The organism is Cuniculiplasma divulgatum, assembly GCF_900083515.1.
Lineage (GTDB): Archaea > Thermoplasmatota > Thermoplasmata > Thermoplasmatales > Thermoplasmataceae > Cuniculiplasma > Cuniculiplasma divulgatum.
This window is the reverse complement of sequence record NZ_LT671858.1, coordinates 335881-358593: the sequence shown is the minus strand read 5'-3', so window position 1 is coordinate 358593 and position 22713 is coordinate 335881. Positions and strand designations below refer to the sequence as shown.

General features: G+C 37.8%; 29 protein-coding genes and 1 tRNA gene. 5 read left to right on the top strand and 25 right to left on the bottom strand.

The annotated features are described in order from the left end of the window. Positions 1–473: 473 nt before the first annotated feature. The 3 genes from CSP5_RS01795 to CSP5_RS10025 all read right to left on the bottom strand — a co-directional run bounded on the left by CSP5_RS01795 (position 474) and on the right by CSP5_RS10025 (position 1823). The gene (locus CSP5_RS01795) at positions 474–1034 is read right to left on the bottom strand and encodes a hypothetical protein (RefSeq protein ID WP_148689551.1); all 561 of its coding nucleotides are present in this window, start codon (positions 1032–1034) and stop codon (positions 474–476) included. Next, positions 1031–1597 (bottom strand): hypothetical protein, encoded by a 567-nt coding sequence (locus tag CSP5_RS01790; protein ID WP_148689550.1) that lies wholly within the window; start codon positions 1595–1597, stop codon positions 1031–1033. Before CSP5_RS01790 ends, CSP5_RS01795 begins: the two co-directional genes overlap by 4 nt. A gap of 61 nt (positions 1598–1658) precedes the next feature. Further along, positions 1659–1823: a cysteine-rich CWC family protein gene (locus CSP5_RS10025; RefSeq protein ID WP_148689549.1), complete on the bottom strand. Its 165-nt coding sequence runs from the start codon at positions 1821–1823 to the stop codon at positions 1659–1661. Between the two features lie 144 nt (positions 1824–1967). On the opposite strand from CSP5_RS10025, the gene CSP5_RS01780 reads away from it, so the two are divergent. Beyond that, entirely contained in the window at positions 1968–2906 is a 939-nt protein-coding gene (locus CSP5_RS01780) for an EamA family transporter (protein WP_148689548.1), read from the top strand. Positions 2907–3098: 192 nt separating this feature from the next. Here the strand turns inward: CSP5_RS01780 and CSP5_RS01775 are convergent, their stop codons facing one another. The 4 genes from CSP5_RS01775 to CSP5_RS01760 all read right to left on the bottom strand — a co-directional run bounded on the left by CSP5_RS01775 (position 3099) and on the right by CSP5_RS01760 (position 7382). Further along, positions 3099–4676, bottom strand: a complete 1578-nt coding sequence (locus CSP5_RS01775; protein WP_148689547.1) for an acetolactate synthase large subunit — start codon at positions 4674–4676, stop codon at positions 3099–3101. 71 nt (positions 4677–4747) lie between these two features. Beyond that, positions 4748–6073, bottom strand: a complete 1326-nt coding sequence (locus tag CSP5_RS01770) for an aldehyde dehydrogenase family protein (RefSeq protein ID WP_148689546.1) — start codon at positions 6071–6073, stop codon at positions 4748–4750. 96 nt (positions 6074–6169) lie between these two features. Next, positions 6170–6778 carry an AAA family ATPase gene (locus CSP5_RS01765; RefSeq protein WP_148689545.1) on the bottom strand — a complete coding sequence of 203 codons (609 nt, stop codon included), beginning with the start codon at positions 6776–6778 and terminating at the stop codon, positions 6170–6172. 1 nt (position 6779) lies between these two features. After that, the gene (locus CSP5_RS01760) at positions 6780–7382 is read right to left on the bottom strand and encodes an isochorismatase family protein (protein ID WP_148689544.1); all 603 of its coding nucleotides are present in this window, start codon (positions 7380–7382) and stop codon (positions 6780–6782) included. Positions 7383–7627: 245 nt separating this feature from the next. Here CSP5_RS01760 and CSP5_RS01755 point away from each other — a divergent pair, with 245 nt between their 5' ends. Next, complete coding sequence (locus CSP5_RS01755; protein ID WP_077076775.1) at positions 7628–8449, top strand: SPFH domain-containing protein; 822 nt, start codon at positions 7628–7630, stop codon at positions 8447–8449. A gap of 771 nt (positions 8450–9220) precedes the next feature. Here CSP5_RS01755 and rsmA read toward each other — a convergent pair. The 11 genes from rsmA to CSP5_RS01700 all read right to left on the bottom strand — a co-directional run bounded on the left by rsmA (position 9221) and on the right by CSP5_RS01700 (position 15705). Further along, positions 9221–9940 (bottom strand): 16S rRNA (adenine(1518)-N(6)/adenine(1519)-N(6))-dimethyltransferase RsmA, encoded by a 720-nt coding sequence (rsmA, locus tag CSP5_RS01750; protein ID WP_148689543.1) that lies wholly within the window; start codon positions 9938–9940, stop codon positions 9221–9223. Beyond that, positions 9937–10485, bottom strand: a complete 549-nt coding sequence (locus CSP5_RS01745) for a DUF655 domain-containing protein (RefSeq protein ID WP_021789164.1) — start codon at positions 10483–10485, stop codon at positions 9937–9939. The genes rsmA and CSP5_RS01745 overlap by 4 nt, the downstream gene beginning before the upstream one ends. 4 nt (positions 10486–10489) lie before the next feature. Beyond that, positions 10490–10798, bottom strand: coding sequence for an Rpb4 family DNA-directed RNA polymerase subunit (locus CSP5_RS01740; protein WP_148689542.1), 309 nt, complete (start codon positions 10796–10798; stop codon positions 10490–10492). Between the two features lie 2 nt (positions 10799–10800). Then, positions 10801–11097: a 50S ribosomal protein L21e gene (locus tag CSP5_RS01735; RefSeq protein WP_021789166.1), complete on the bottom strand. Its 297-nt coding sequence runs from the start codon at positions 11095–11097 to the stop codon at positions 10801–10803. A gap of 4 nt (positions 11098–11101) precedes the next feature. Further along, a complete protein-coding gene (locus CSP5_RS01730) occupies positions 11102–12259 on the bottom strand; it encodes a tRNA pseudouridine(54/55) synthase Pus10 (RefSeq protein WP_021789167.1) in 1158 nt (385 codons plus the stop codon). A gap of 9 nt (positions 12260–12268) precedes the next feature. Continuing rightward, positions 12269–12403 carry a DNA-directed RNA polymerase subunit P gene (locus tag CSP5_RS01725; protein ID WP_077075897.1) on the bottom strand — a complete coding sequence of 45 codons (135 nt, stop codon included), beginning with the start codon at positions 12401–12403 and terminating at the stop codon, positions 12269–12271. After that, positions 12393–12653 carry a 50S ribosomal protein L37ae gene (locus CSP5_RS01720; protein ID WP_021789168.1) on the bottom strand — a complete coding sequence of 87 codons (261 nt, stop codon included), beginning with the start codon at positions 12651–12653 and terminating at the stop codon, positions 12393–12395. Before CSP5_RS01720 ends, CSP5_RS01725 begins: the two co-directional genes overlap by 11 nt. 1 nt (position 12654) lies before the next feature. After that, the gene (rrp42, locus tag CSP5_RS01715; protein WP_021789169.1) at positions 12655–13440 is read right to left on the bottom strand and encodes an exosome complex protein Rrp42; all 786 of its coding nucleotides are present in this window, start codon (positions 13438–13440) and stop codon (positions 12655–12657) included. Then, positions 13441–14193 carry an exosome complex exonuclease Rrp41 gene (gene rrp41, locus CSP5_RS01710; protein WP_148689541.1) on the bottom strand — a complete coding sequence of 251 codons (753 nt, stop codon included), beginning with the start codon at positions 14191–14193 and terminating at the stop codon, positions 13441–13443. After that, positions 14177–14851, bottom strand: a complete 675-nt coding sequence (gene rrp4 / locus CSP5_RS01705) for an exosome complex RNA-binding protein Rrp4 (protein WP_241869829.1) — start codon at positions 14849–14851, stop codon at positions 14177–14179. Before rrp4 ends, rrp41 begins: the two co-directional genes overlap by 17 nt. 164 nt (positions 14852–15015) lie before the next feature. Next, a complete protein-coding gene (locus CSP5_RS01700) occupies positions 15016–15705 on the bottom strand; it encodes a ribosome assembly factor SBDS (protein ID WP_021789172.1) in 690 nt (229 codons plus the stop codon). Positions 15706–15822: 117 nt separating this feature from the next. Between CSP5_RS01700 and CSP5_RS01695 the strand changes: the two genes are divergently transcribed. Together CSP5_RS01695 and CSP5_RS01690 are read left to right on the top strand one after the other, a co-directional pair. Further along, complete coding sequence (locus CSP5_RS01695) at positions 15823–16128, top strand: transcription factor S (RefSeq protein ID WP_021789173.1); 306 nt, start codon at positions 15823–15825, stop codon at positions 16126–16128. A 12-nt stretch (positions 16129–16140) separates the two neighbouring features. Then, the gene (locus tag CSP5_RS01690; protein WP_148689539.1) at positions 16141–17502 is read left to right on the top strand and encodes a signal recognition particle protein Srp54; all 1362 of its coding nucleotides are present in this window, start codon (positions 16141–16143) and stop codon (positions 17500–17502) included. Here CSP5_RS01690 and CSP5_RS01685 read toward each other — a convergent pair. Beyond that, entirely contained in the window at positions 17499–18434 is a 936-nt protein-coding gene (locus CSP5_RS01685) for an FAD-dependent oxidoreductase (protein WP_077075893.1), read from the bottom strand. The two genes, CSP5_RS01690 and CSP5_RS01685, sit on opposite strands and share 4 nt — an antisense overlap. A 47-nt stretch (positions 18435–18481) precedes the next feature. Here CSP5_RS01685 and CSP5_RS01680 point away from each other — a divergent pair, with 47 nt between their 5' ends. Beyond that, entirely contained in the window at positions 18482–19168 is a 687-nt protein-coding gene (locus tag CSP5_RS01680) for an endonuclease III domain-containing protein (RefSeq protein ID WP_021789176.1), read from the top strand. 1 nt (position 19169) lies between these two features. Here CSP5_RS01680 and CSP5_RS01675 read toward each other — a convergent pair whose 3' ends face one another. The 6 genes from CSP5_RS01675 to CSP5_RS01650 form a co-directional block, all read right to left on the bottom strand. Then, positions 19170–19937: an SDR family oxidoreductase gene (locus CSP5_RS01675; RefSeq protein ID WP_021789177.1), complete on the bottom strand. Its 768-nt coding sequence runs from the start codon at positions 19935–19937 to the stop codon at positions 19170–19172. A gap of 108 nt (positions 19938–20045) precedes the next feature. Then, complete coding sequence (locus CSP5_RS01670) at positions 20046–20402, bottom strand: glyoxalase superfamily protein (RefSeq protein WP_148689538.1); 357 nt, start codon at positions 20400–20402, stop codon at positions 20046–20048. A 110-nt stretch (positions 20403–20512) separates the two neighbouring features. Continuing rightward, positions 20513–21124, bottom strand: coding sequence for an MBL fold metallo-hydrolase (locus CSP5_RS01665; protein ID WP_148689537.1), 612 nt, complete (start codon positions 21122–21124; stop codon positions 20513–20515). A gap of 450 nt (positions 21125–21574) precedes the next feature. Continuing rightward, on the bottom strand, positions 21575–21916 hold the full coding sequence (locus tag CSP5_RS01660) for a type II toxin-antitoxin system PemK/MazF family toxin (RefSeq protein ID WP_077075888.1): 342 nt from the start codon (positions 21914–21916) through the stop codon (positions 21575–21577). A gap of 9 nt (positions 21917–21925) precedes the next feature. After that, positions 21926–22150 carry a hypothetical protein gene (locus CSP5_RS01655; RefSeq protein WP_021789181.1) on the bottom strand — a complete coding sequence of 75 codons (225 nt, stop codon included), beginning with the start codon at positions 22148–22150 and terminating at the stop codon, positions 21926–21928. 461 nt (positions 22151–22611) lie between these two features. After that, positions 22612–22696, bottom strand: a tRNA-Leu gene (locus CSP5_RS01650). Between the last annotated feature and the right edge of the window lie 17 nt (positions 22697–22713).

Here is a 22713-nt window from a genome sequence, read left to right as displayed (position 1 = left end):
GATAAGAGTGATGGTTGATGTATGAGGGAATTGCTAAACTTTTTGGACAAAGCAAAGACCCTTAAATTGATTGCCAAACATTCTTTTGCAAAAGTCTTTCATTTAGGGATTAAACAGAAAAGGCTATCGCTAAAACTTAATGATAACACTATTCCTTGATATTTGTACAGAACAAAGTGTTGGGAGGCATTCCTATTGCATTTGGGAGGAAATATGTCAAGACATAGTATGATGTCTACAACTGTACAACTTTTTACAATGAAAAGAACAGAGTTTAATAATTATGAAACTGAGAAATATTTGAGCCATTTCTCACATATATTTAATAAAAAATCCATCGTAATTGTGAAAAAATGATTATGATCTCATTCAAAGAGAGATAAGATTTTTTATGGTTAATTAATTGAACCTATCTGCTTGAAATTCCATTTCTCTACCCTCTTCTGGAAAGTTTGAATTGGTACACTTTAAATTTAGAATACCACAAGATAAGCCATAAAACCAATTATTATCACCTGAAAAAGCAATTGTATTCCACCATATATTGTCAACTTCTTCAGGAGATAAGATGATTTAGCAAATTTCACTTCCTCCCCAATTTCATTAGCGAGATTTCTTATCTTCAGTGACGTCGGTAAAATTAGAATGAAACTTATAATTAAAAGAATAATCCCTATTACAAATAAAGAAACAATAAACTCATTTGATAAACCATTAAACGCATTTTCTTTTATGGCTAAAATCATTCCGGCAAGTGGAGTTAGAATCGTGGCTGAAGGTATGAAGTATAGACTCATTGGTAATATCCTCTGAGAGATATCATATTTTGTCCTTCCGTCAAGAGTTTTAATCACCCTGTTGAATATGAGTCCAAGGAAAACATCAGTACCTGTCCAGATAGCTCCAATCAATACGTGTATATAATCCAGCAACAGTAAGTTTCCACTGGCTACAAATATTATAAAAAACAACCATGGTACTATTATCATACCACTTGCGAATCTCTGTTTTTTAATTGCATCTATCAGAGTCATAGAGCACCCCCTGTCGCAAATTTTGCCATAAATAGGATTATGACAATCTGGAAGATTAGCTGGAGAATAGAAAGTTTAAGGTTAAACATAGTTAGTCGAACGATTTTTTCAATGTTTTTTCCACCCCTTAGGATTTCCAGATAAATTCTAACTTCATTGGGAAGAAAAATTAAAAGCCCCTGTATCATTAAAGCAAGTGCCAGTATTGCAACTATTATGAAGTATATATTGAAGAAACTTATGTTTAGTGCTATGGCTGTGTATATTCCGGCAGTTATTGTAACTGTAGATATTGCTGGCATGAAAAACAGCATAACCGGAATCAATCTTTTTGATACTTCACTTCTCTGTAAAGGATTTAGTCCTTTCATTATGAATGAAAAAAACAGTCCCATTACCAGATCCATTCCTGTCCATGCAGACCCTGAAATTACGTGAAAATATTCCAGAAAATAGAAGTTGTTGATCACTAATACAATAATAAGCAGAACTGGAGGTATGATCAAAAGTGGCAGTCCGTAGGAGAGAGATGCCTTTAAGCTGAATTGTTTTTCCCTGTCCATTACCCTGACTTTATGCATAATAATATAATTAATTTTTACATTCCAATTCAATAGAAGTAAACTAACTTTTTAGGCATTCTGGGCAAACACACTCGTTGGTCAGGCGTGAAATAAGATGCTTCTTCGCCGGTGTTACCTTAACGTTTGTACACCAGCAACCTCCCATTGTGCCGCAAATAAATTTAGTTCCACAGATTCCACATATCTTTTCAGTCCCAGAGATCATTACTGTGTTATCATTAGAATGTTAATAATATTAATCTCATAATCCTTTTATATAGCAAAGTTCAGAATGATGAGATGCAATTGTCACAGTAGAGCCTGCTTAAAATGAATTTATATCTATGAAAAAAATAACTATTCAGTAGATTTGGAAGATAAAGGATCATTAAAGCCCTTCTTGATTTCCATAACAGGGGCTACACTGTGGGGATTGTCTGGTACAGCGTCCAGTGCTCTCTTTGAAGTGCTTGGAATGAATCCTCTTGCACTTCTTTCTATTCGTCTCATTGTTTCAAGTGCTCTTATGCTTATATTATTTAAGCCAAAATTTCCAGGAAGCGATTTAAAACTTTTTGCAATCTATGTTGCAACTACCTTTATTCTTCAACTATCATACCTTGAAACAATCGATCTTTCAAACGCTCCTACAGCCACGTTTCTCCAGTTTTTGTATTTCCCGATGGTAGTGCTTTTTGAACTCATAATGAGAAAGATAAGGTTTTCACTCCTTCTTCTTGCTGGATTGATACTATCACTGATCGGGATAGTTCTTCTGACAATTTCTATTAATCCGGATTCGACGCTCCGAATATCGCTTGATGCATTGATTGTGGGATTGATATGTGCATTAAGTGCTGCTATATATACGGTAATCTCATCTCCACTGGTAAGAAAATATGGCTCCATATCGGTTGTTTCATGGGGCTTCTTTTTTGCAGCTTTGATAAGCATACCAACAGGCATAATGCCAATTTTAAATTTTGTAAGAACTCTGAATCCCGGATCAATCCCCTTGGCTATTTTTCTGATTCTTTTTGTTTCTGTGGTTGGAACATTGGTTGCCTTTACCCTCTATTCTTATGGAATGAGAAAGATAAGTGCTTCTTCGGCGGCATTGAGTGGGACAATGGAACCCATATCTGCATCTCTTGGCTCTTCGATCTTTCTGGATCAATATCTTGGAGATTTCCAGTATTTTGGAGGATTTTTGATAATAATATCAATACTGCTATGCCAGTACAGCATTATTAAACAAAAACCAAAGGGTAACAGAATTAGAAGATTAATAAAGATAAGAATGAGATGAGTTTAATCTAAAATACATGGTTTCATTTTCTCTCAAATGGTGTGCCAAAATTGAGAGTCATGTTAATTTCTATTCTTTATTTCTGACCACTGGTTAAAAATTGCAAGAAAGATCCCATATGGTATAAAGTTCAATGGTCTACAATTGGAAGTCTTAGAAATTGAATATCCACAGGGAAAATTTGAAGATGGGTTAGTTAATCTTAACCTCTATGATCTTGACACCATCTGACCTTCTTGATTCCTTCAGAGCCTCAGCAAATCCTTTTGCCTCATCTGCATAGAAATATTCAGAATGAAAACTCTTTGCCAGTAGATCGAAGTCTGGATTTGTGAAATGTATATATTTCGGACTCAGATTATGGTCCTCCTGATGTTTTTCTATTAGACTGTAAGTTCTGTCATTGAAAACGATTGCAGTAAATGAAATACCCAGTCTGTACGCCGTTTCCAGCTCCTGTACATTCATAAGGAATCCACCATCTCCCATGACAGCTATCACATCCAGATCAGGATTGGCCTTCATGGCACCGATGCTCCCAGGAAGTGAACCTCCCATAGATGCAAATCCATTGTATATTATGGTACGATCAGGGAATTTTGGCTGGTAGTATCTGCTCATCCAGACTTTGTGTAATCCAACATCTGATATTACAAGGGTATTTTCGTGATTGTTCTCTGAAAGAACCTTGATTACTGCCTTAGGTATAATTTCCTTTCCAGTTCCAGGAGATTCAAAGAACTCTTTTCTTTTCCTTCGTATTTCCATGAATTCTTTGGTTAGTGGTCTCTTTTCAATGTTCCTCAATAACAGGTCCAGTGTAATATTTATATTACCAACAAGATCAAATGCAACAGGAAAGTGTTCATCTGTTTCTGCCATAGTGGTTGCCACGTTTATTACGCTTCGTGATGAATCCTCATTCCATATAATTGGATCATATTCTACCATATCAAAACCGATTGCTATAACAAGGTCAGAGTGAATTAATGGTCTTAGTTCAATTGGAAATGGCCTGCCCCCAACTATAAAAAGATTGTTTGGATTGTCATAGGGCAGTATGCCTTTTGCCATGAAAGTGCTTACAATTGGTATACCTGAAACCTCAACGAACTTCCTTACCATATCCCATGATCTGGAACGAATGACCCCATTTCCGGCAAGAATGATTGGATACTTGGCTGAATTTATCAGTTTTGCAGCTTTTTTTACTATGCTACCGTTTGCCTCGTAAATTGCCTCGTCTGGGATTGGGATCATTCTTACTTCATCTGTCTCCATGGAACCAATGTCCTCCGGCAACTGTATGTGCGCTGCGCCAGGCTGTTCCTTCATTGATATGCTGAATGCTTTTCTTACTATCTCGGGTATACTGTCAGGTACTATTACGGACCTGTTATATTTTGTTATGCCAGAGAAAAGTGCAATAGTATCAACATTCTGATGTGATTCTTTATGGAGTCTGTCTCTTGATGCCTGGGCCGTGATGGCCACAACAGGCACCTTGTCAAGATGAGCATTTGCAACACCGGTAAGAAGATTTGTTGCCCCAGGGCCAAGGGTTGATAGACATACTCCAGGAGTTTTCCTAACTCTGGCATAGGCATCTGCCATAAATGCAGCACCCTGTTCATGTCTGGTGACTATGAAGTCAATGTCTGTTTTTGAAATTGAGTCGAGCAAGTCTATATTTTCTTCGCCCGGCAACCCAAATATGTGCTTTACATTTTCATTTAAAAGCGCTTTAGTAAAGAGATCACTTCCTTTCATGAATTAACATAGTGTTGAAAGGTTTAAAACCTTTGAGAAGTCGGATGAAGATTTCTTTTAAAAATTTTATCTCAGGGTCTTTCCTGAATCCACACTGTTCTAAAATTCGTGAATTCAAGTATCCCAAACTTAGATAACTCTCTCCCGTATCCACTCTTTCCCACACCTCCAAATGGCAGTCTGGGATCAGAAGCTACAACCTTGTTCACGAAAACCATTCCAGATCTGATCATAGGTATTACCTTCTCAGCCTGATCAACGCTACCCCATACTGATGCGCCCAATCCAAATCCAGTTTCATTGCATATTTTTGCAGCATCTTCCAGTGTGTCAAACGTTTTGAAAATAGCAACTGGACCAAAGACTTCATCTAAATAGTTTGCCTCTGTTTGGACAATAGTTGGTGGGATAATATTACCATGCTGTTCGCCAAACATCTGAAGCTTCCCAAGGCTGTTCAACTGTTCTATCTGCTTCCTCACAGTCTCAGCCTGAGATGCAGAGGAAAGCGGTCCTATGTATGTTTTATCGTCAAGCTGATCTCCTAGCCTTACCTTTTCAAAGTTTTCCTTCATCAGTGCAAAGAAGTTCTCTGAAATCTTCTTGCTCACAATAAACCTCTTTGAGGCTATACAGCTCTGACCGTTGTTCTGCAATCGAGCATAGGTACTTTCTTTTGCTGTCTGTTCGAGGTTTGCATCGTCAAGAACCACAAATGGATCTGAACCACCTAATTCAAGAACTGATTTTTTTATATGTTTTCCAGCCTCAGATGCTATTGCCATGCCAGCCATTTCAGAGCCTGTAAATGAAACTCCATCCGAATATTTGATTGCTGAAAGCGCCCTTGAGCCTGATACCTTTATCACCCTGAAAAGCGGACTATCGAATATTTCTTCCATTTTCTTGGCACTTCCAGTTACTATTGATGCATGCTTGAGTACTATTCCATTTCCAGCTACCATTGCAGGAATTGCTGCTCTCATAGCCTGCCATAATGGGAAATTCCATGGCATTACTAGGAACACTGTTCCCAGGGGTTCAAATCTTACAAAACTTTTGCTTGCCTCTGTTTCAATGACGTTATCTGACAGAAAATTCTTCCCCTCCTTGCAGAAATATTCTGTCATCATGATACACTTATCTATTTCCGCCCTGCTCTGGGTGATTGGCTTACCCATTTCAGATGACATAATCTTTGCAAGGTTTTCCTTTTCCCTTTTGAATCTAGGAATAACTTCGTCCTTCAGGAACTTGATTCTATCATCAATACTTTTTTTCCAGGTTTCCTGTTCCCTATTCACACCTTCAAATGTTTTTTTCACTGTGTCTTCATCATCTTCTTCATATTTGCCCAGCTTGCTCATGGAAAATGGGTTAACTGTTTCAATTGACATAGTTTACAATGTGATTAAAGCATAAATTAATTTTGTAAAGTAAAACAGTTATTACTGAAAGTGAAAGTAACTGCTAAGTTGTTAATTGTTACTTTTCTATATTCTACCATTAACAGAAGAAACATATTCGAGTATTTGCTCTCTAGTTCTTATATAATCCATATTATCAAAAATTCTAATGTTATATTTTTCACACTGACGCATTGACTCTTTCATTACAATTCTATAATTTTTTAGGTTTGATGAAAGTCTTTCTCCCGGTGAACCGAAGTGTGTATATTTTTCTCTTTCATTGAGTCGATTAACGTGGGTATTATAATCAGAAATGTGAATATATAGGCTGGTTATTTCACCTATAATTTCCTTAAGCTGATCTGGGATGAAATATAGCGTTTCAATGATGATCGGCTCTCCGTTAGTAATTGCCCTTCTTATTGAGGAATAAGTGGCCCTGTTTATGAGTTTTCCCTGATTGAGGAATCCTCTCGTTACATTCACTTCTGTGTTTTCCCCATATTTCTTCCATGAGTCGTAAACAGAGTATTGCAATACATCATCATCTGGAACGAATGGTCTTATTATTTCCCTTATGTAATCTCCTGACATCACAATGTTGATATTCAATTGCCTTGCAATATATCCAGATATACTGGTTTTTCCTACTCCCGGTATACCGCCTATGAGTATTATTGGTACTCTATTCATGTTAAAGATCACCGGCCATGAGCATGATATCTCTGCTATCAACCATATATGTGAATCTGCTCATTAATTCAAGAGTGTTGAAATGGTTTCTCTCTGATGGTGCTGACACTCCATCAGAAAGTATCACAGGTACAATACCCATGTCACTGGCATTCAGTGCATTTATAAAAATCTCATTATCAGTATCAAATCCTGTTATCAAAATATGATTCTTTTTTTCTTCGTCTATAATTTCCATAACACTTTTCTGGTTCCAGATAGACATTTTATCGGATTCAATTTCCTTATATTTCTGTATTTTAAACTGTCTGAATCTATCCATGAAGCCTTCCTCCATTTTATTTAGAGGATGATCCTTGAATATGCTCCTCCTTTCGTTAATATAATGCTCGAAATCTTTGTCCTCACCGCGGTAAATGTATTTGGGAACCTTTATCCTGTATGAATTAACTGAAAGTCTATCCATAAGTTCTTCCAGATATTCATATGCCATGATATATTCCATTTTACTGAATGCATGTCTAAAATAGTTTTCGTCCGTATTTATTGCTATATGAAAGAAATTACCGTCTCTGATCTTTGAACCGAATTCTTGAACGCCCATAACCCATTCTTTATCCCTTTATCTGCTAAAATGATTTTCATTTTATCAATATCTTATTGATCTCCAACATTTATACTCAATTTTCAATTGTTTTTGTGCCATATTCTTCCCTTTTATTTTCCTCATATAGTCCAACACATGTGTATAAAATTTCTCTGTTTTACAGCCTTTCAGAGTAAAAAAGTCTAGAATATAATAAATTAATTTAGAAACAATTAATTAGTATGATACACATATATATCCTGATGAGTGCTATAGAATATTTTTTGATATTTATTGTGATTGTGATAGTGCTAATAATCCTATCAGGATTGCATATACTGAGAGAGTGGGAAAGGGCACCCGTGCTTACACTGGGAAGGTTCTCAGGGATTAAGGGACCAGGAATAATTTATGTAACTCCTTTCATCAGCAAGATACCTGTTATTATAAGCTTGAGAATTCAGGCAGTTGCTTTTAAAACTGACTCAACATTCACAAACGACAATGTACCGGTAAACTGTGACGCCATAATGTATTATCAGGCCATAGATCCACAGAAGGCTGTATTGAATATTGAAAACTTTGCGAATGCGACAAGTTTGTCGGCTCAAACAACTCTCAGAGAGGTTATAGGTAAGTATTCCTTTGATGAGATTCTTTCAGAAAGAGAAAAGGTCGGCGAAGGTGCAAGAGCCATTATAGATGAAAAGACTGAACACTGGGGAATAAAGGTATCATCAGTTGAGATCAGGGATGTTGTGGTTCCTCAGTCACTTCAGGAGGCAATGTCCAGGCAGGCTTCTGCAGAGAGGGAAAGAAGATCAAGAGTAACACTGGCACTGGCGGAAGTAGAGGCAGCAAGCAAGATGGTAGAGGCTTCCAAGATGTATGTGGACAACCCTGGAGCACTTCAATTAAGATGGATGAACATACTTTATGAAATTGGTCTGGAAGGAAAGGGAACTCTGATGATGATTCCAGCAAACACACTCACAGCCGGTGTGAGCAATTTCGGAATAAGTGAGTTTGCCAAGATACAACAGCAAAAGAATAACATGGATACAGCCAGCGACACAGGAAAGTGAAAATACACTTTTCCTTGATTATTAATTAGAAAACCAGTATTTTCATAACATTTTTCAATTTTTATTATAAAGAGTCACTTGTTTATATTTAATTTTAAAAGAATAGGATGATCTATTTATTTTAAACTAATCCTCACTATTTTCCGGAAAACACTGCTATTATTGATATGATTGACCTTTGAATTTAAACTTACACAATTGCATCATATGTCAGTCAAATGCCGAATTCAAGAGTGGCAAAGTTTAAATGCTTAAAACTTTACTTAATTTTATGATAAGTATGGAAACAGGAAAAGGACCCTTTGAATGCCACCAGTGTGGGACAAAACATGAGAGCGAAATAGAAGCAATACAGTGCGGATGCGCTTTCGATTAAATTTAAACAATAATTTTTATTTTAATTACATTAATTTTTATTTTTAATTCTAAGTATGTTCTGGGCTGGCTGGTTTTTTAAAGTTTAGCAATTTATGTGAAAATCTCTAATGAAAAACTTGTTTGTGCAAATCATCTAGTTAATTTTATTCTTTTGTACCAATGCAAAATAGAAGACAACCGCAAACCAGTTGTTCTTCTGAAACTAAAAGTACCAGATCCTTTCAGTGAGTAATTACCCTAAATTTTTATTTGAAATTAGAGAGAACCCTTATATAAAAAACTGGACTAATAGATTTTTATATTAAATTTCAATATAATGTGGCTTTTTTTGATTCCGTTTTTTTGAACCTTGTTCCTATCCAATCAGTATAATCCATGTTTCAATCTGGAATGCTATTCATTTCGCAATAAGTTTATAATAGATTCTGGGGGCAACTGATCTATGCGATTCTCCTGAAATTGCACAGGGCAGTTCTCAATGACATTTTTGAGTTTCTTCCGCTTCTGTGAGAACATTTGTCTCAGTTTTGTCTCTGCAAGATTCCAGTCAAGATCGGGAAAATTATCATGGTTCCTGAGAGATATTATTGCACTATCCACCCCTGGAATAGGTGAAAAGCTGTTCCTTGAAACAAGCTTAATAAATTCAATGTTGAAGTTGAGATAGGCGAAAACAGTCATTCGGGTATATTCCTTTGTTGATGGCTTTGCCATAAGAGTGGTTGCGAACTCACTCTGGAACATAAGTACAGCCTTGTTGAACTTCATCGTCGACAATTTCTGAACAATTTTCGATGAAATATGATAGGGGACATTTCCTATTATTTGATCCTGAACCAGGCCTTCGTATTCGAGGAAATCCCCGTGAATAATTTCGAGTTGCCCGTGTTCCACATAATCAAAAAACTTCACACTGAGTATATCCGCAAATCTGTGATCAGACTCAACAACTGTGACTTTTGGATATTTTTCAAGGAGAAACTGGGTTAAGAATCCTTCCCCTGGACCTATTTCAAGAACTTTTTCCCCTTCTTCGAGATTTGAAATCTCTATCTGCGCAATATTTTTGTCCCTCAAAAGGACCTGACCATATTTTTCAGTATAGAGCTTCATTGTTTAACAAAAATCCTGTATTTTTCATTCTTCCCGTCAATTTCCTGCGCGATCCTAACTGCTATCATCTTTTCAGGGTGATGAACCGTCTTTACCCTGTCTGTAAGATCCTTGAAGGATTCAAATGGTTTCTTCTTTCTTTCATCGATGATTGACCACATTGTTTTATTGCCAAGCCCTGGAAGAAGTTCAAGAGTATGCATTCGCGAGTTAATTGATTCTGCCCTGTTGAAGAAATCAACATATTTTTTTTCATTCTCCTTAACTATGTTCTCGAGTATATATGGTAATTCTGTTACTGCTGACGATGATAATTCCTCATACCCTATCCTGCGTTTCACAGTCATTATTTTATCTCTCTTCTGGAGATCCTTTCCAATGTATACCCTGTCACCAACAGTAAGAATGGCCCCCTCCTTTGGAATCATTTCAAGAAGCTTGAACTCGGTCTCTCCCAGTCCAAAAACTAAAGGTGTCCTGCTATATGAATGATCCGTAGACCTACCCTGCATTAGAACGTCCAGAATGAAAGCATATTCTTCCATATTATCACTGCAATTCTTTTAAATAATCAATTATACTACTTAAAACTTCATCTTTTGGTGTAAGCTTATAAGAATTTAAAATTGCCAGCATCTGCTCAATGTTGGATGGCATCAGATCGACTATCTTTACACAGACTTCTTCTGAGAAACCTGAAAGTTCAGATATCTTCTTAACTGCCTCGACTGCATCCTTTTTGCTTAGTCTTGAAAACTGTCTCACATATTCAAATTCCTTAGCTTCTTCAGGTGAGTTTTCCTTTAGGTCCTGAAGTAAGTCTCTGGCCTCTGATGATGTGATATACTTTATATTCATAACTACACCTTGATTTTTCTCAGATGTACAGGGTCAGCGATAATTGTCTTTTTTACTCCACCCACTTTTATGCCAAGAAGATAGCACCTTCCCTGCATACCTTCTATAACCCCAGTAAAACCCTGGAAATTGTGGAATGGCATCCCCTTGTGCACAGATGGATCAATATTCACTGCCACAAATTCTCCAACCTCAAATTTTCTCATGTATGAATTAATTCTTGGCATTCCTCTATCTTTCAATCTCTTTGTCATGGTCATTCTTGATCCTGACCTTGGCCCATGTGACATTTTTACCATTTTTTCACCTTTTGATCATTATTACGTCCAGTTCTCTGATCCTTATCTCAGTACCTAGCTTCTCAGCAAGACTTGGCTTTGTTCTACCCCCATCTCCACTGACAAGTTCCTTGATATATGTTCCAGCTTCTGCTTCAATGGTTAATACATGATCACCATTTTCACCGCATTCCACTGACATTTCCGATATCTTTCTCTCTCTTACAATATCAGATCTTGAACTGCTAACTCGTAATGGTGTCCTTTGATATATAACTTTCCCGTTAAATTCCTTACATATCTCCTTTAATTCTTCGCATGAAACAGGTTTTTCTGATTCCAGTTTTGCACGGTATATCTTGTAGTGCTTCTCGTCTTTTATGTTTTTAATTTCTTCCCTGCTTGAGGGCCTCATGGATGAAACTGTAACTCCAAGATTTGTTTTATTAATGTTCTCTGTTAACTTTTCAAGGTTTATGTTTCTTATTCTTGGCTCTGTTAGCTCTATTACGAATTCTCTCCCATTACCAAGCATTCTTACATCCACATCCTCCCTTCCAGCCCCATGCAGGGCATAGTCTTTTCCGTTCCCCATAATCTTGATCTGATCACCGATTATGGATTCAACTGTATCTGTTTTTTCAGAGTATTTAATCCATCTTGTTTGAGGAATGCCACGTATATTCTTTCTGTATATACCATAGATAAGGAGAGATTTTATCTGAAATTCTATTGACATATATTCTGTGTTAACCTTTGCCATTATATCTGGATCACTTCTATCAAATTCTTTTCCAGTCATATCCATATAATATTTCCCCAGTTCACGACTGAACTCTTTTTTTATTGGTTCTCCTAGATTGCCATATTTCTCCTGCAGTATCCTTTCTTTTTCCAGTATACTGGCAGGAAATGAAGATCCTATAAGGATCGTTCTGTATTCATAATCAGATAACCTTTTTTGAATTTCACCTGCGTATTTTGGGATCTCAAGAAATATTCCTGAGCACAAAGAACAGGATTTTTCTTCAACAAAAATGAGTTCGTATCCAAAACATCTTGATGTGAATAAAATCTGATTTCCACGATCCAAATTTGTCATTGTGTGACCGACAGTTGCAAAAATCCTGCCGGCACACCTGATACATAGTTTTTCGTTGGATAGCTGGGTGAATTTATCCATCCCCACTACTCATCTTGAGTTTACTTCTTTTTCCACATTTGGTCTTTCTTTCAGGAAAACCCTGGAACCACATTCACATTCTATTTCATTGGTTCCAAGTGACTTCTCCAGAATTCTGCCGCATCTAATACACTTATACTGCATTGTCTACCAGTTCCTCTTTTACTCTCTGTGAGAATTCTGGATTGTAGGATCCACCAGCGAATTTGTAACCACAGTGTCTGCAGTTCCATATTCCTGATGCTATCCTAACAACCTTCAACTGCTTGCATTTGGGGCATTCATATCTGGCCTTCTTCTGCTTATATATCTCGCTCCATACCTTCCTTACTGTGACACCGTATCTTGGGCCGAATCTGCCCGCTGGTCCAACTTTCAGAGTTCTTCTTGACATTTTAAATCACCTGTTTGATGTATTCCCTTATTTTATTCCCGACTACTTCCGACATGTCAATACCCTTTTTAATCTGATCCATGGAAAATGAACCAGAGTTACCCTTTTGCATCGCTCTTATGTGCCCATCTTCTGTAAATGTTACGGTTAATCTTGCATCAGACATCTGTTCTTCTTCAACGTCAGGATCGCATACAAGTTCATCATCGATTTTTGCCATTGTAACTGATACTGGCATTGACCTGACTGGCAACTTTGTTTCCGGTGATGCTTCATCAACCCTGTATGTGGCGGTGTGCAGAGCAGTCACTACGCCCATTGTGCATGCATCTATCAGATTTCCATCATAATCCAGAACATCAATATCCACGAAAACAATCATGACTTTCTTACCCGGCTCAACGCAAAGCTTTTCGAGATCTATCATTTTGCTTTCCCTTATACCCCTGTCCACAACTCTGGCAATCTCTATGGATTCCTCATTTGGTGGTCCAGGTTCAAATGTGGGGAATGCCATTGGCAACATTTCAACATTAGTTGTCAGAACTCCCTGATTTGGCGTATCTGGAAATGGCTCGCCTGATTCTACCTTGACACCTACCAGAACTTTCGTTTTTCCGAGGTTCACAAATGCTGAACCCTGAGCTCTTGGAATGAAATTTGGCTCTATCCTTATTGTTCTAAATTCATCGAGCTTTCTCTGATCTGCCCTTGTTCCTTCTTTCAACTTTTTACTTATGTAACCCTTCTTTATCTCTGACAAGATTCCACTTGCATCTTTAGGCATTTATTCACCTCCGTTCTGTGATTCTGATAGATTCTCTATTTTATATTTTTCAGAAAGTGCCTTTCTCTGAATCTCGGCTATTCTATCTGTGGCCTTCATTATCATATCAGTAGCCCTGACGAATTCTTCCTTAGACAGGTCTCCATCCATCTGAATTAGAACAACCTGTTTGTTCTTTGAAAGCACCGCCATGGGAAGATCTGCCTGCCCAAAGTTGTCCTCGTCCTTAGAAAGATCAAGAACGATTCTGTCTTCTACCTTTCCTGCTGAACAACCTACAACCATGTCCCTCATGGGTATGCCTGCCGAGGCAAGAGCAACTGAAGCAGCTGTAAGGCTCGCAATTCTTGTACCGGCATCTGCCTGTATAACCTCTATAAATACATCAATCTGTGTTCTCGGAAACTGTTCCACCATAACAGCTGCACTTAACGCTTCTGAAATTACCTTGGAAATTTCAGTTGATCTCCTGTCAGGTCCTGGTCTTTTTCTTTCGTCCACTGAAAATGCTGCCATATTGTATCTTGCTTTTACAACACTCTTTTCAATGTCCTGCGTGTGCTTAGGGTATGCTTCTCTTGGACCATAAACCGCTACCAGTATCTTATTTCCACCCCATTCCATAAAGGCACTTCCATCTGCTCTTTCAAGAATATCCGTCGATATTTTGATTGGCCTCAGTTCTTCGTCTCCTCTTCCATCAAGCCTCAATCCATTTTCATTTATCAGTTTCTTATCACTGGGTGTTCCCATTTATTTCACCTTTTTTACTTTTCAAAAATTCCGTAATTCTGTCAGTAAGTCCTGTTGCGTGTGCCTCACTTTCTATTAGAGCTATTGCCTCTGAAGCGACAATCACATTTTCTGGGAGTCCATCTATCCAAATGAGCCCATTCTGTCCTATGACAATCCTTGTGAATGTTGCATCCTTGACCATATTGACCATAGAACCGTTCTTTCCTATGATTCTTGGTACCTTTGGAGCTGGAATTGCCATTATGTGGCCCCCTTCCAGCTTTCTTAATCCAATTCCAGGTTCCTTCAGCGTAATCCAGCTTTCCTTTATTTCGTTTACATTCATTACCTTGGCATACACATAGTCACCAGTTGTTAGGAATTTCTTCAGGTCTCCAGATATGGTTCTCCAAGGTGTATCATTCATGTGAAGCATTGTCATGTAAGGCGATTTTATGTCCACTGTCCACATTGATGGACCTACTTCCATTATCTTTCCTATTACCTTGTCACCACGCCTTGGGAAATAGCTGCCATTAAACGGTACTATGTCTATATACTCCTCCCCTTTCTGAATCACTCCAAAATACTGTGAAGTTAACTTCCCGTCAGCACATCTGTGCACGCCATTTCTTGGTTTAAGGTTTCCTGGATCAATATCATCTCCTGGAAACACAATCTCTTTTATCTCTCTCGTCTTAAATCACATCCTTTATTTCTCATCGTAATTAATACGTTTTGCATTTTGTCTATTTCATCTCTCTTTAACAGGGCAATGAAAACTTCTTATATATTGTTTCTTTAATTTTTTCAACTGAACTATAAAGAAATTTATTTCCCTTATATTTTTCTTATATCTATATCGTCCTTACCCTTTCTCCCCAGAGATGATATTATATCTCCATACATACCCGCAGGCACTTCAATAACACACATCCAGTTACCATCCTTACCCCACTCTTCCTTAAGTATTTGCCCTTCATGGCTTATATCGCCATACATTCTCCCGTAGGCATCACCCTTGACCTTTATTGCAAGCTTTACTTTCTCCATTCTTATTGGTATGATTGGCTTTAATTCTTTCAGTACCATGTTTATCTGTTCGTTCACTGGTTTAAATGGATCTATATGGATCTTTGCCTCTTCCATTGCAGCTTCAATCCTTGCCGGCGGGTTAGGAGCATTTGTTTGTGGATTTATGCTTTCCCTTGATATTGTATTTATAATGATCTTTCTCTTGGTCTCCACCATTTTATGCTTCTGTTCTGTTGTGAGCTGTATCTGTCCACGTTTTATTATTTCAGGTACTATTTTTAAGATATCATCTGTCTTGAATACCTCCTTTATGGCTTCTTCTCCAGCCTTTTCTCCCTTTCTGGCATCCTTGAATATGTCCTCAGAGGCAAGATCATTTTCCACGTCCAGTTTTCCCTCCCTGATTCTTTCTACTGCATCCGGATCCACCAGAATCTCAAACTTATGCCCAGCATGCTCAAGCCTTGCTATGATGGCATCATCAAGTTTTACCATGCATGCACATGCTAAACTATTAAAATAAATTTTCATAGTTGAATAGGTGGCAGATGATCATGTGAAAAGCAAAATCATGTAGCAATTGACAAATATCAGGACAGGATATATGTGATTATGTTTTGCTCAAAATGCGGATCACTTATAATACCAGGAAGAGACAAGAATATATGCCCCGTTTGTGGACATGAGGAAAAGGGTAACAGAAAAATGGATGGAAAGGTTGTTGCAAAGAGTACTGAAAAGGATGTTGTGATGATTAAAGAGGAGGTTCATATTGAACCTCTTGATTCGGAGGCAGTATGCCCAAAGTGTGGAAATAAAGGTGCCTACTATGTTCTGAAGCAGACAAGGGCGGCAGATGAACCCGAGACGGCAATATATACCTGCGCTAAATGTGGCCACAGGTGGAGAGAGTATTAGGGGTGACATGCATTGGCCCTGGATAATTTATCAAGCTCACTGAGAGAAACTTTCAGGAAGATAACTGGCTCCAGTTACATTGACAAAAATGTAATTAAGGAGATGATAAGGGATATTCAGAGGGCTCTTCTTAAAGCAGACGTGAATGTCAAACTTACGCTTGATCTCAGCAGGAAGATAGAAGAACGATCAGAAAATGAGAAACCACCAGCGGGAATGACTCCACAGGACTACATTTTAAAAATTGTTTATGAGGAACTGCTCGCTATCCTGGGAAAATCATCAAACCTGAAGATACAGCCCCAGACAATAATGCTTGTTGGTCTGTATGGTCAGGGAAAAACAACCACTGCTGGAAAGCTTGCAAGATTCTTTATAAAGAAGGGTCTCTCTACAGGATTTGTTGCCTGTGATGTACACAGGCCGGCTGCATTTGAGCAGTTAAGGACCCTGTCAGAGCAAACAGGAGCCAAGTTCTTTGGTATAAAGGGAGAGAAGAATCCAGTAAAGATATTCAATCAATCCATTGAGGAATTAAAGGATATTCAGGTAAAGATTGTTGATACCAGTGGACGAGATTCACTGGATAGCGACCTTTTGGATGAAATCACTAAGCTAAAGAAAACTGTTAACCCTGACGAAGTTCTCCTGGTGATTGATGCAACAGTCGGTCAGCAGGCTGGACCGCAGGCTAAATCCCTAATGGATGCAACAGGTCTCACTGGTGTAATTATTACTAAAATGGATGGAACGGGAAAGGCAGGAGGAGCGCTTAGCGCCGTTGCACAGACTGGAGTGCCTGTCTACATGATCGGAACTGGAGAACATCTGGAGGATTTTGAAATATTCAGCCCGAAGAAATTCCTTGGAAGACTTCTTGGCATGGGAGACCCAGAAGCCTTACTTGATGTTGCACAGGAGGCAGACATAAGTGACGAAAAAGCTGAAGAGACCATGACAAAGATCATGAGTGGAAAATTTAACCTCATGGATATGTACGATATATGGGAAAAGTTCGCGAAACCTTCACTGATGAAGAGACTTTTTGATTCAATTCCCGTTGGAAAGATGCCAAAGGGAGCGAGTAATATGCTTGATCTTGATGCAGCACAGGAAAAAATAGGTAAATATACAGTCATCCTTGATTCTATGACCTACAAAGAACTTGAGAACCCTGAAATAATAAATGCAAAGGTTATCAGAAGAGTGTCCAGAGGTTCTGGAACTCAGGAGCAGGACGTCAGAAACCTCCTGAAGGAGTTCAGGGCCATGAAGGAAAATGCCAAAATGATGAAGGGTAACCGTGCCCTTAAGAAAATGATGAGGGGGCAAATGAAGGGTAATCCTGATCTGCTAAAGGAGTTCGAGGATTAGGAATATACGGGTATCCTGTGAAGTATAGAGTCAACCAGATCCATTCTTGTGAAGTCATTTTTTAGATTCATTGAGTTATATTTTTCCAGTAGTTCTTCCCTGTCTCCTGAAATTCTGTCAATCAGGAACTGGTTATAATCCATGGAAAATCCTATTCCTGTACCTGTGAGATTTGCCGTTCCAAGCATATTTCCTGATGCAATAATATCAGGATCAGTTTGCGGAAAGCAACTATGTTTCAGTGTACCGTACCTGAATGTAGCCTCTGCCCCGGCTACAGCCTCCTGTTCCTGATTTATCTGAAGTACTTCTCTAGAGCCCATATATATTGCCTCTATGGAAACCATATCCTTATTTATGGCAACCCTGAAACTTTCCACAGGAAATTTCCCAAGTTTTCCCCTTGAATAAACTGAACGCGATCTGGTAAATTTACAATTTTTATCATGCCTGATGGAACTCTCCTCAGGATTTCCAGTTGCAAGGATTATCTTTCCTATTTCAGCAGATGTATCCTTTCCTTCCCTTTTCAGATTTACCCTCAGCCTGCCGTTTTCAGCAAGATTATATGTATTCATTGTTGATGCTATGCTGATTTTTCCACCAATCTGAGAGAGATCGGTTGCCATCTGACGCACAATCTTTTCCCTGTCCATGCTTACTATTTTTTTTTCAGCGGAAAGAGAAATTTCTTCCTCAGAATTCTCATCTTTGATAATTATGGATGAGAAAATTCCGTTTACATGTTCTTCATAACTCCTGAAATATTGGTTGAATACACTGAGGGAAATGAAACAACTTCCAGAAACAGGATATCCAAGATCCATAGACCTGTCTATGTTAAGTGTTTTGAAACCTTTTTTTGTGAGCTCCATTCCAATGTTGATTCCTGTTATTCCAGAACCTATAATCAGGAAATCATAACCTTCCATGGGTCTGTATGCACTTAACTTAATAAATAGTTTATATTTACATTTCCATGGTTTCCAATAGAGGAGATGATAAGGCAAACGTTTCCAGAATTATTGAACTTATGGAACAGCAAAGCCCACCACACCACTTTGAGTTCTCTGATCCCTTCTGGGTTCTTATTACCACCATAATGTCCCACAGAACGAAAGACGAGGTTACGGATAAGGCAGCAAGAGGTCTGTATGAAAGGTATCATGACTGTAATGGATTATCAAAAGCTGAGTATGATGATGTTTTAACCATCATTAATAAGGTCGGCTTTAAAACTGTAAAGGCTGCAAGAGTTATAGAGGCGGCAAAGTATCTTAAGAATAGGTATAACTGTCAGGTTCCAAGATCAATTGAAGAACTTACCGAGATTAAGGGTGTTGGTAGGAAGACTGCGAATGTGGTTTTATCTGATGGCTTTGGAATACCGGCAATCGCGGTTGATACCCATGTGCAGAGAATAAGCACGAGGATTGGATGGTCTGATTCCAGTGACCCAGATGTTACTGAAATGAAATTGAGGTCTCTTATTCCAGAAAAACTTTGGTTAGGTCTGAATCCCATGATGGTAGAGTTCGGCAAGAAAATATGCAGGCCGGTAGGACCAAAATGCGAACAGTGTAATGTTTCAGAATACTGTAAGTTTTTTAAAACTCAAAAAAAGAAGAAAGATGAAATGAAAAAGTCACAAACTGGAAAAAACTGATTTAGATAGAATGGGTAAGATTATCCTTTCTACCCCCATCTATCACAAGAACCTGTCCATTCATGAATTCTGATACATCTGATAAAAGATATGCAACAAGCTCCGCCACATCTTCTGGCTTTCCGGTTCTTTTTACTGTTGACCTGGAAATGAAGCTTTCCTCAAGTTCTTTTACCTCTTCGCCTGTCTTTCCTCCTACTGTAAGATCCGTTTTGATCCATCCTGGGGCAACAGCATTTGCACGGATTCCATATGATTCAAACTCTAGGGCCATTCTTTTTGTCAGCATAATGAGAGCAGCCTTTGATACAGAGTAGAATGTTGTATTCATTGCTGCGGTTCCAACACCTGCATTGGAGGCTATATTAACTATAGTTCCCCTGTTCATCTTCAGGTCATTAAGTGTTTCCAGAACCACATATACAGGACCTTTAAGGTTTGTGTCCATGATCTGTTGATATTTTTCTTCCTCAAATTTCTCGAAGGGAAATAGATGCCAGATGCCAGCATCATTTACAATTCCACTCAGTGTGCCAATTTTCTCGTGGATATCTTTCACCATCATTCTTATCTGCTCCCGATCAGTTACATCAACATGGAATGGGTGGATGTTACTGTAAGCATTTGATAATTCTTTAGCCTGTTTTTCTGATTTGTTATATGTTATTGCAACAGTATATCCTGATTCTGCTAATTTAATTGCAATAGCCCTTCCTATTCCCTTAGAACCTCCAGTTACAAGTATTATTTTTTCGCTCTTATCTGTCATAATTCATAATGCTAAATGGAAATTCAATATTTTGGATCAATTGTGGAAAAATAATCTAAATCTACTAAAGTGATATTGTTTTATTTATAACTCCTATTACTGATAAAACTATGCGGGCTCATATAGATCCATTTCGTTTCCATCAGGATCTATAAACGCTGCCTCCTTTCCACCCCATGGAACATTCTCTATTTCTCTGACGAACCTTACTCCTGAATTTTTTAATCTTCTTACTTCTTCTTCAATATCTTCTGTAACGAAATGGATATTTAGTGGTCCTGTTTGTGTGCCTTTGAAACCACCATGAAGGGAAAATGTGATGTTTGCGAGCCTAAATGTTACAAAATTAGAATTTTCGTCGTTGGAGGGACTTTGTTCCTTAAGGCCAAGCTTATCCCTGTAGAAGCTCTTACATTCGCCGAAATTTTTAACAAACAATATAATTGGTTCAATCTTATTTATCATACGTATATCCCGTGTATAAATTACTCACATAGTAATAATTTTGTCAATAATTTTGTTGTAATTGACTTTTTTCAGTTCCCGATTTTATGTTTATGCTTCATAAGGGACAATCAGGATAAGCCATGGATTACTTCTCCATGGCCGGAAATGAGGCTTTTTGCTGCAGTCTTTTTTATGAGGGCTTCAAGAGCTTTTCTGTTGGCAGTTTCCTTTGTTCTTCCCTCGTCTGGCATAATATTGGCAGGAAAGTAGTTTATCTTTCCATTGACGCCCCATGCGGAATCTCCAAGAATTAGGAAGTTTTCAAACTCAAGTTCCATTTCATCAACTACAATATCGCCGTTTTCTGTCATTGGTCTCATATGGTGAGCCTTTATTCCAATTGGTAATTTCGTATGTTCATTGTATCTTTTTGCCCAGTCCAGATGAAGAGATTTTATTTCCCTCTCTTTTTCATCATTCTCTGTGATTTCTGGAATGTATAATTCAATGCCCAGTCGCCTGGCAAGAATGTTACTTCCCCTTGAATGCGCAGGACTGGTCATTATTACGCACTCAGGTTTTCCCAGTGTCTTGATTGCCTCAACTAATCCTGGAACCATTGGCGGATCTATTATAACAATAGAATCTCCTTTCAGAAGCATCGTGCCATATTGATCTATTCCCAGCTCTGGATCATTTGATCTCCATCTAAATATGTTCCTTGAAACAGGTATTAACATAAATTCATAATTGCTAATAATGGTTATAAATTATTCGTATCTACGAAATCTTTCCTTGGGTTTGTGTGGTGATTTTTGAAAATGAATGACAAAGTATGAGAAGATGTGTATTCGTATAAATTTACACAAATATTTCATCACGTAGATGATGAAAAGTTTCCTCCTCTCAACAACTATCATTAATTTACTTATAATGATTTCATCCCCTACATTCACATCTTATGGATTTATTTAATATTATTATAAAGCCCATAATTTCATTTATCTGCGAATCTGTAATAATTTAAGAATTGATAATATGGAGGGGCTGTTTTAACAGGAGTATCCATGCAGAAATGAACCATAAATTCACACCCCTTAATCTGGCTCGACAACCTGCTCTCTGTTATAATAGGATGATAGGCAATATATAAAAAAACTGCTAAAATTAGTTAGACTAAAACTAATATTTCAATAAATTCCAAAAACTATCTTTATGGCGTAAAGGATTTTTTGAAATTCCTCTTCCGTTATCTTACCTATGTTTCTAATCAATCTTACGTTTGAAACTGTTCTCAATTGAAATAAATCTACAACAGATCTCCTGGATAAGTTGTTGAACCCATTAGGAGATATCTCTAACATCCAGGGTAACCCATCATAATGTGTCTTATAATCTGTTATGGGTGCGATTACCTTCAAAGGAAGAATTCCAATCTCATTGCTGCTTGTAATAACACAAGGTCTTGTTTTCGTAATTTCAGCACCAACTGTTGGTGTGAGATTAACCAACCAAATTTCTCCCTGTTTCAACTTTTTCCCTCAATTGACGAAATCCTCAGAATCCATAGAATTCAGAGATGTTAGATCCTCATCAATCTCGTAATATTTCTTTAATTTTCTTGCTTTCTCAACAATTTCCTTTTTCTTGTCGTTGATTACTTTCTCTCTAACTGCTTCAGTAAGAAACTTTGACTTATTCTTCTTGGTCTTGAGAATATCTGATACATCATCAGGAATAGTTACATTAAGTCTGTGGGTTGACACATATAATTATGTGCATTAATTATACATACTTTTTGGTGTTTATAAAATTCACCAACCCGTCATTGATGGAGTACACTTGAATTATAATTTGAGAGGAGCCTATTCTATAAATTGAAAGTGCAAATTTTTCATTAATTTGCACTTTTATTTCAATGACTTATGCTAGTTTAAGAATTGTTGATAAGTATATCTACTATTATTACAAATTTAAATTTTAATGGTTTTCCTGCGAAGTCCAATCACTCCTAGCAGAACAAGTTCAGAACTAATACAACTTACCCCTTTACTTCATCAGAAGCGAAGCAGTGGTATCTAATTTGGATGTGTGTCATAATAGATGTAAAGAAATTTCACAAGGAACTTCTAAATAAAAATCGGCCACGGTTCTTTCTCCTCTTAAAACAACGAGGATGACGCTATAGAAATGTAAATATGATGACGTATCAGATTAAGAGATAAAATGCGGAGGGCCGGATTCGAACCGGCGAACCCCTACGGGAATGGACCCTAAATCCATCGCCTTTAACCTAGCTCGACAACCTCCGCAGCGTCTCTGAATATCT

What these genes read in the sequence shown, in the direction of transcription:
- CSP5_RS01795 (WP_148689551.1), bottom strand. Translation starts at nt 1,034, where the DNA reads ATGACTCTGATAGATGCAATTAAAAAACAGAGATTCGCAAGTGGTATG.
- CSP5_RS01790 (WP_148689550.1), bottom strand. Translation starts at nt 1,597, where the DNA reads ATGGACAGGGAAAAACAATTCAGCTTAAAGGCATCTCTCTCCTACGGA.
- CSP5_RS10025 (WP_148689549.1), bottom strand. Translation starts at nt 1,823, where the DNA reads ATGATCTCTGGGACTGAAAAGATATGTGGAATCTGTGGAACTAAATTT.
- CSP5_RS01775 (WP_148689547.1), bottom strand. Translation starts at nt 4,676, where the DNA reads ATGAAAGGAAGTGATCTCTTTACTAAAGCGCTTTTAAATGAAAATGTA.
- CSP5_RS01770 (WP_148689546.1), bottom strand. Translation starts at nt 6,073, where the DNA reads ATGTCAATTGAAACAGTTAACCCATTTTCCATGAGCAAGCTGGGCAAA.
- CSP5_RS01765 (WP_148689545.1), bottom strand. Translation starts at nt 6,778, where the DNA reads ATGAATAGAGTACCAATAATACTCATAGGCGGTATACCGGGAGTAGGA.
- CSP5_RS01760 (WP_148689544.1), bottom strand. Translation starts at nt 7,382, where the DNA reads ATGGGCGTTCAAGAATTCGGTTCAAAGATCAGAGACGGTAATTTCTTT.
- CSP5_RS01755 (WP_077076775.1), top strand. Translation starts at nt 7,628, where the DNA reads ATGAGTGCTATAGAATATTTTTTGATATTTATTGTGATTGTGATAGTG.
- rsmA (WP_148689543.1), bottom strand. Translation starts at nt 9,940, where the DNA reads ATGAAGCTCTATACTGAAAAATATGGTCAGGTCCTTTTGAGGGACAAA.
- CSP5_RS01745 (WP_021789164.1), bottom strand. Translation starts at nt 10,485, where the DNA reads ATGGAAGAATATGCTTTCATTCTGGACGTTCTAATGCAGGGTAGGTCT.
- CSP5_RS01740 (WP_148689542.1), bottom strand. Translation starts at nt 10,798, where the DNA reads ATGAATATAAAGTATATCACATCATCAGAGGCCAGAGACTTACTTCAG.
- CSP5_RS01735 (WP_021789166.1), bottom strand. Translation starts at nt 11,097, where the DNA reads ATGGTAAAAATGTCACATGGGCCAAGGTCAGGATCAAGAATGACCATG.
- CSP5_RS01730 (WP_021789167.1), bottom strand. Translation starts at nt 12,259, where the DNA reads ATGGATAAATTCACCCAGCTATCCAACGAAAAACTATGTATCAGGTGT.
- CSP5_RS01725 (WP_077075897.1), bottom strand. Translation starts at nt 12,403, where the DNA reads ATGCAGTATAAGTGTATTAGATGCGGCAGAATTCTGGAGAAGTCACTT.
- CSP5_RS01720 (WP_021789168.1), bottom strand. Translation starts at nt 12,653, where the DNA reads ATGTCAAGAAGAACTCTGAAAGTTGGACCAGCGGGCAGATTCGGCCCA.
- rrp42 (WP_021789169.1), bottom strand. Translation starts at nt 13,440, where the DNA reads ATGCCTAAAGATGCAAGTGGAATCTTGTCAGAGATAAAGAAGGGTTAC.
- rrp41 (WP_148689541.1), bottom strand. Translation starts at nt 14,193, where the DNA reads ATGGGAACACCCAGTGATAAGAAACTGATAAATGAAAATGGATTGAGG.
- CSP5_RS01700 (WP_021789172.1), bottom strand. Translation starts at nt 15,705, where the DNA reads ATGGTAAAACTTGATGATGCCATCATAGCAAGGCTTGAGCATGCTGGG.
- CSP5_RS01695 (WP_021789173.1), top strand. Translation starts at nt 15,823, where the DNA reads ATGTTTTGCTCAAAATGCGGATCACTTATAATACCAGGAAGAGACAAG.
- CSP5_RS01685 (WP_077075893.1), bottom strand. Translation starts at nt 18,434, where the DNA reads ATGGAAGGTTATGATTTCCTGATTATAGGTTCTGGAATAACAGGAATC.
- CSP5_RS01680 (WP_021789176.1), top strand. Translation starts at nt 18,482, where the DNA reads ATGGTTTCCAATAGAGGAGATGATAAGGCAAACGTTTCCAGAATTATT.
- CSP5_RS01675 (WP_021789177.1), bottom strand. Translation starts at nt 19,937, where the DNA reads ATGACAGATAAGAGCGAAAAAATAATACTTGTAACTGGAGGTTCTAAG.
- CSP5_RS01670 (WP_148689538.1), bottom strand. Translation starts at nt 20,402, where the DNA reads ATGATAAATAAGATTGAACCAATTATATTGTTTGTTAAAAATTTCGGC.
- CSP5_RS01665 (WP_148689537.1), bottom strand. Translation starts at nt 21,124, where the DNA reads ATGTTAATACCTGTTTCAAGGAACATATTTAGATGGAGATCAAATGAT.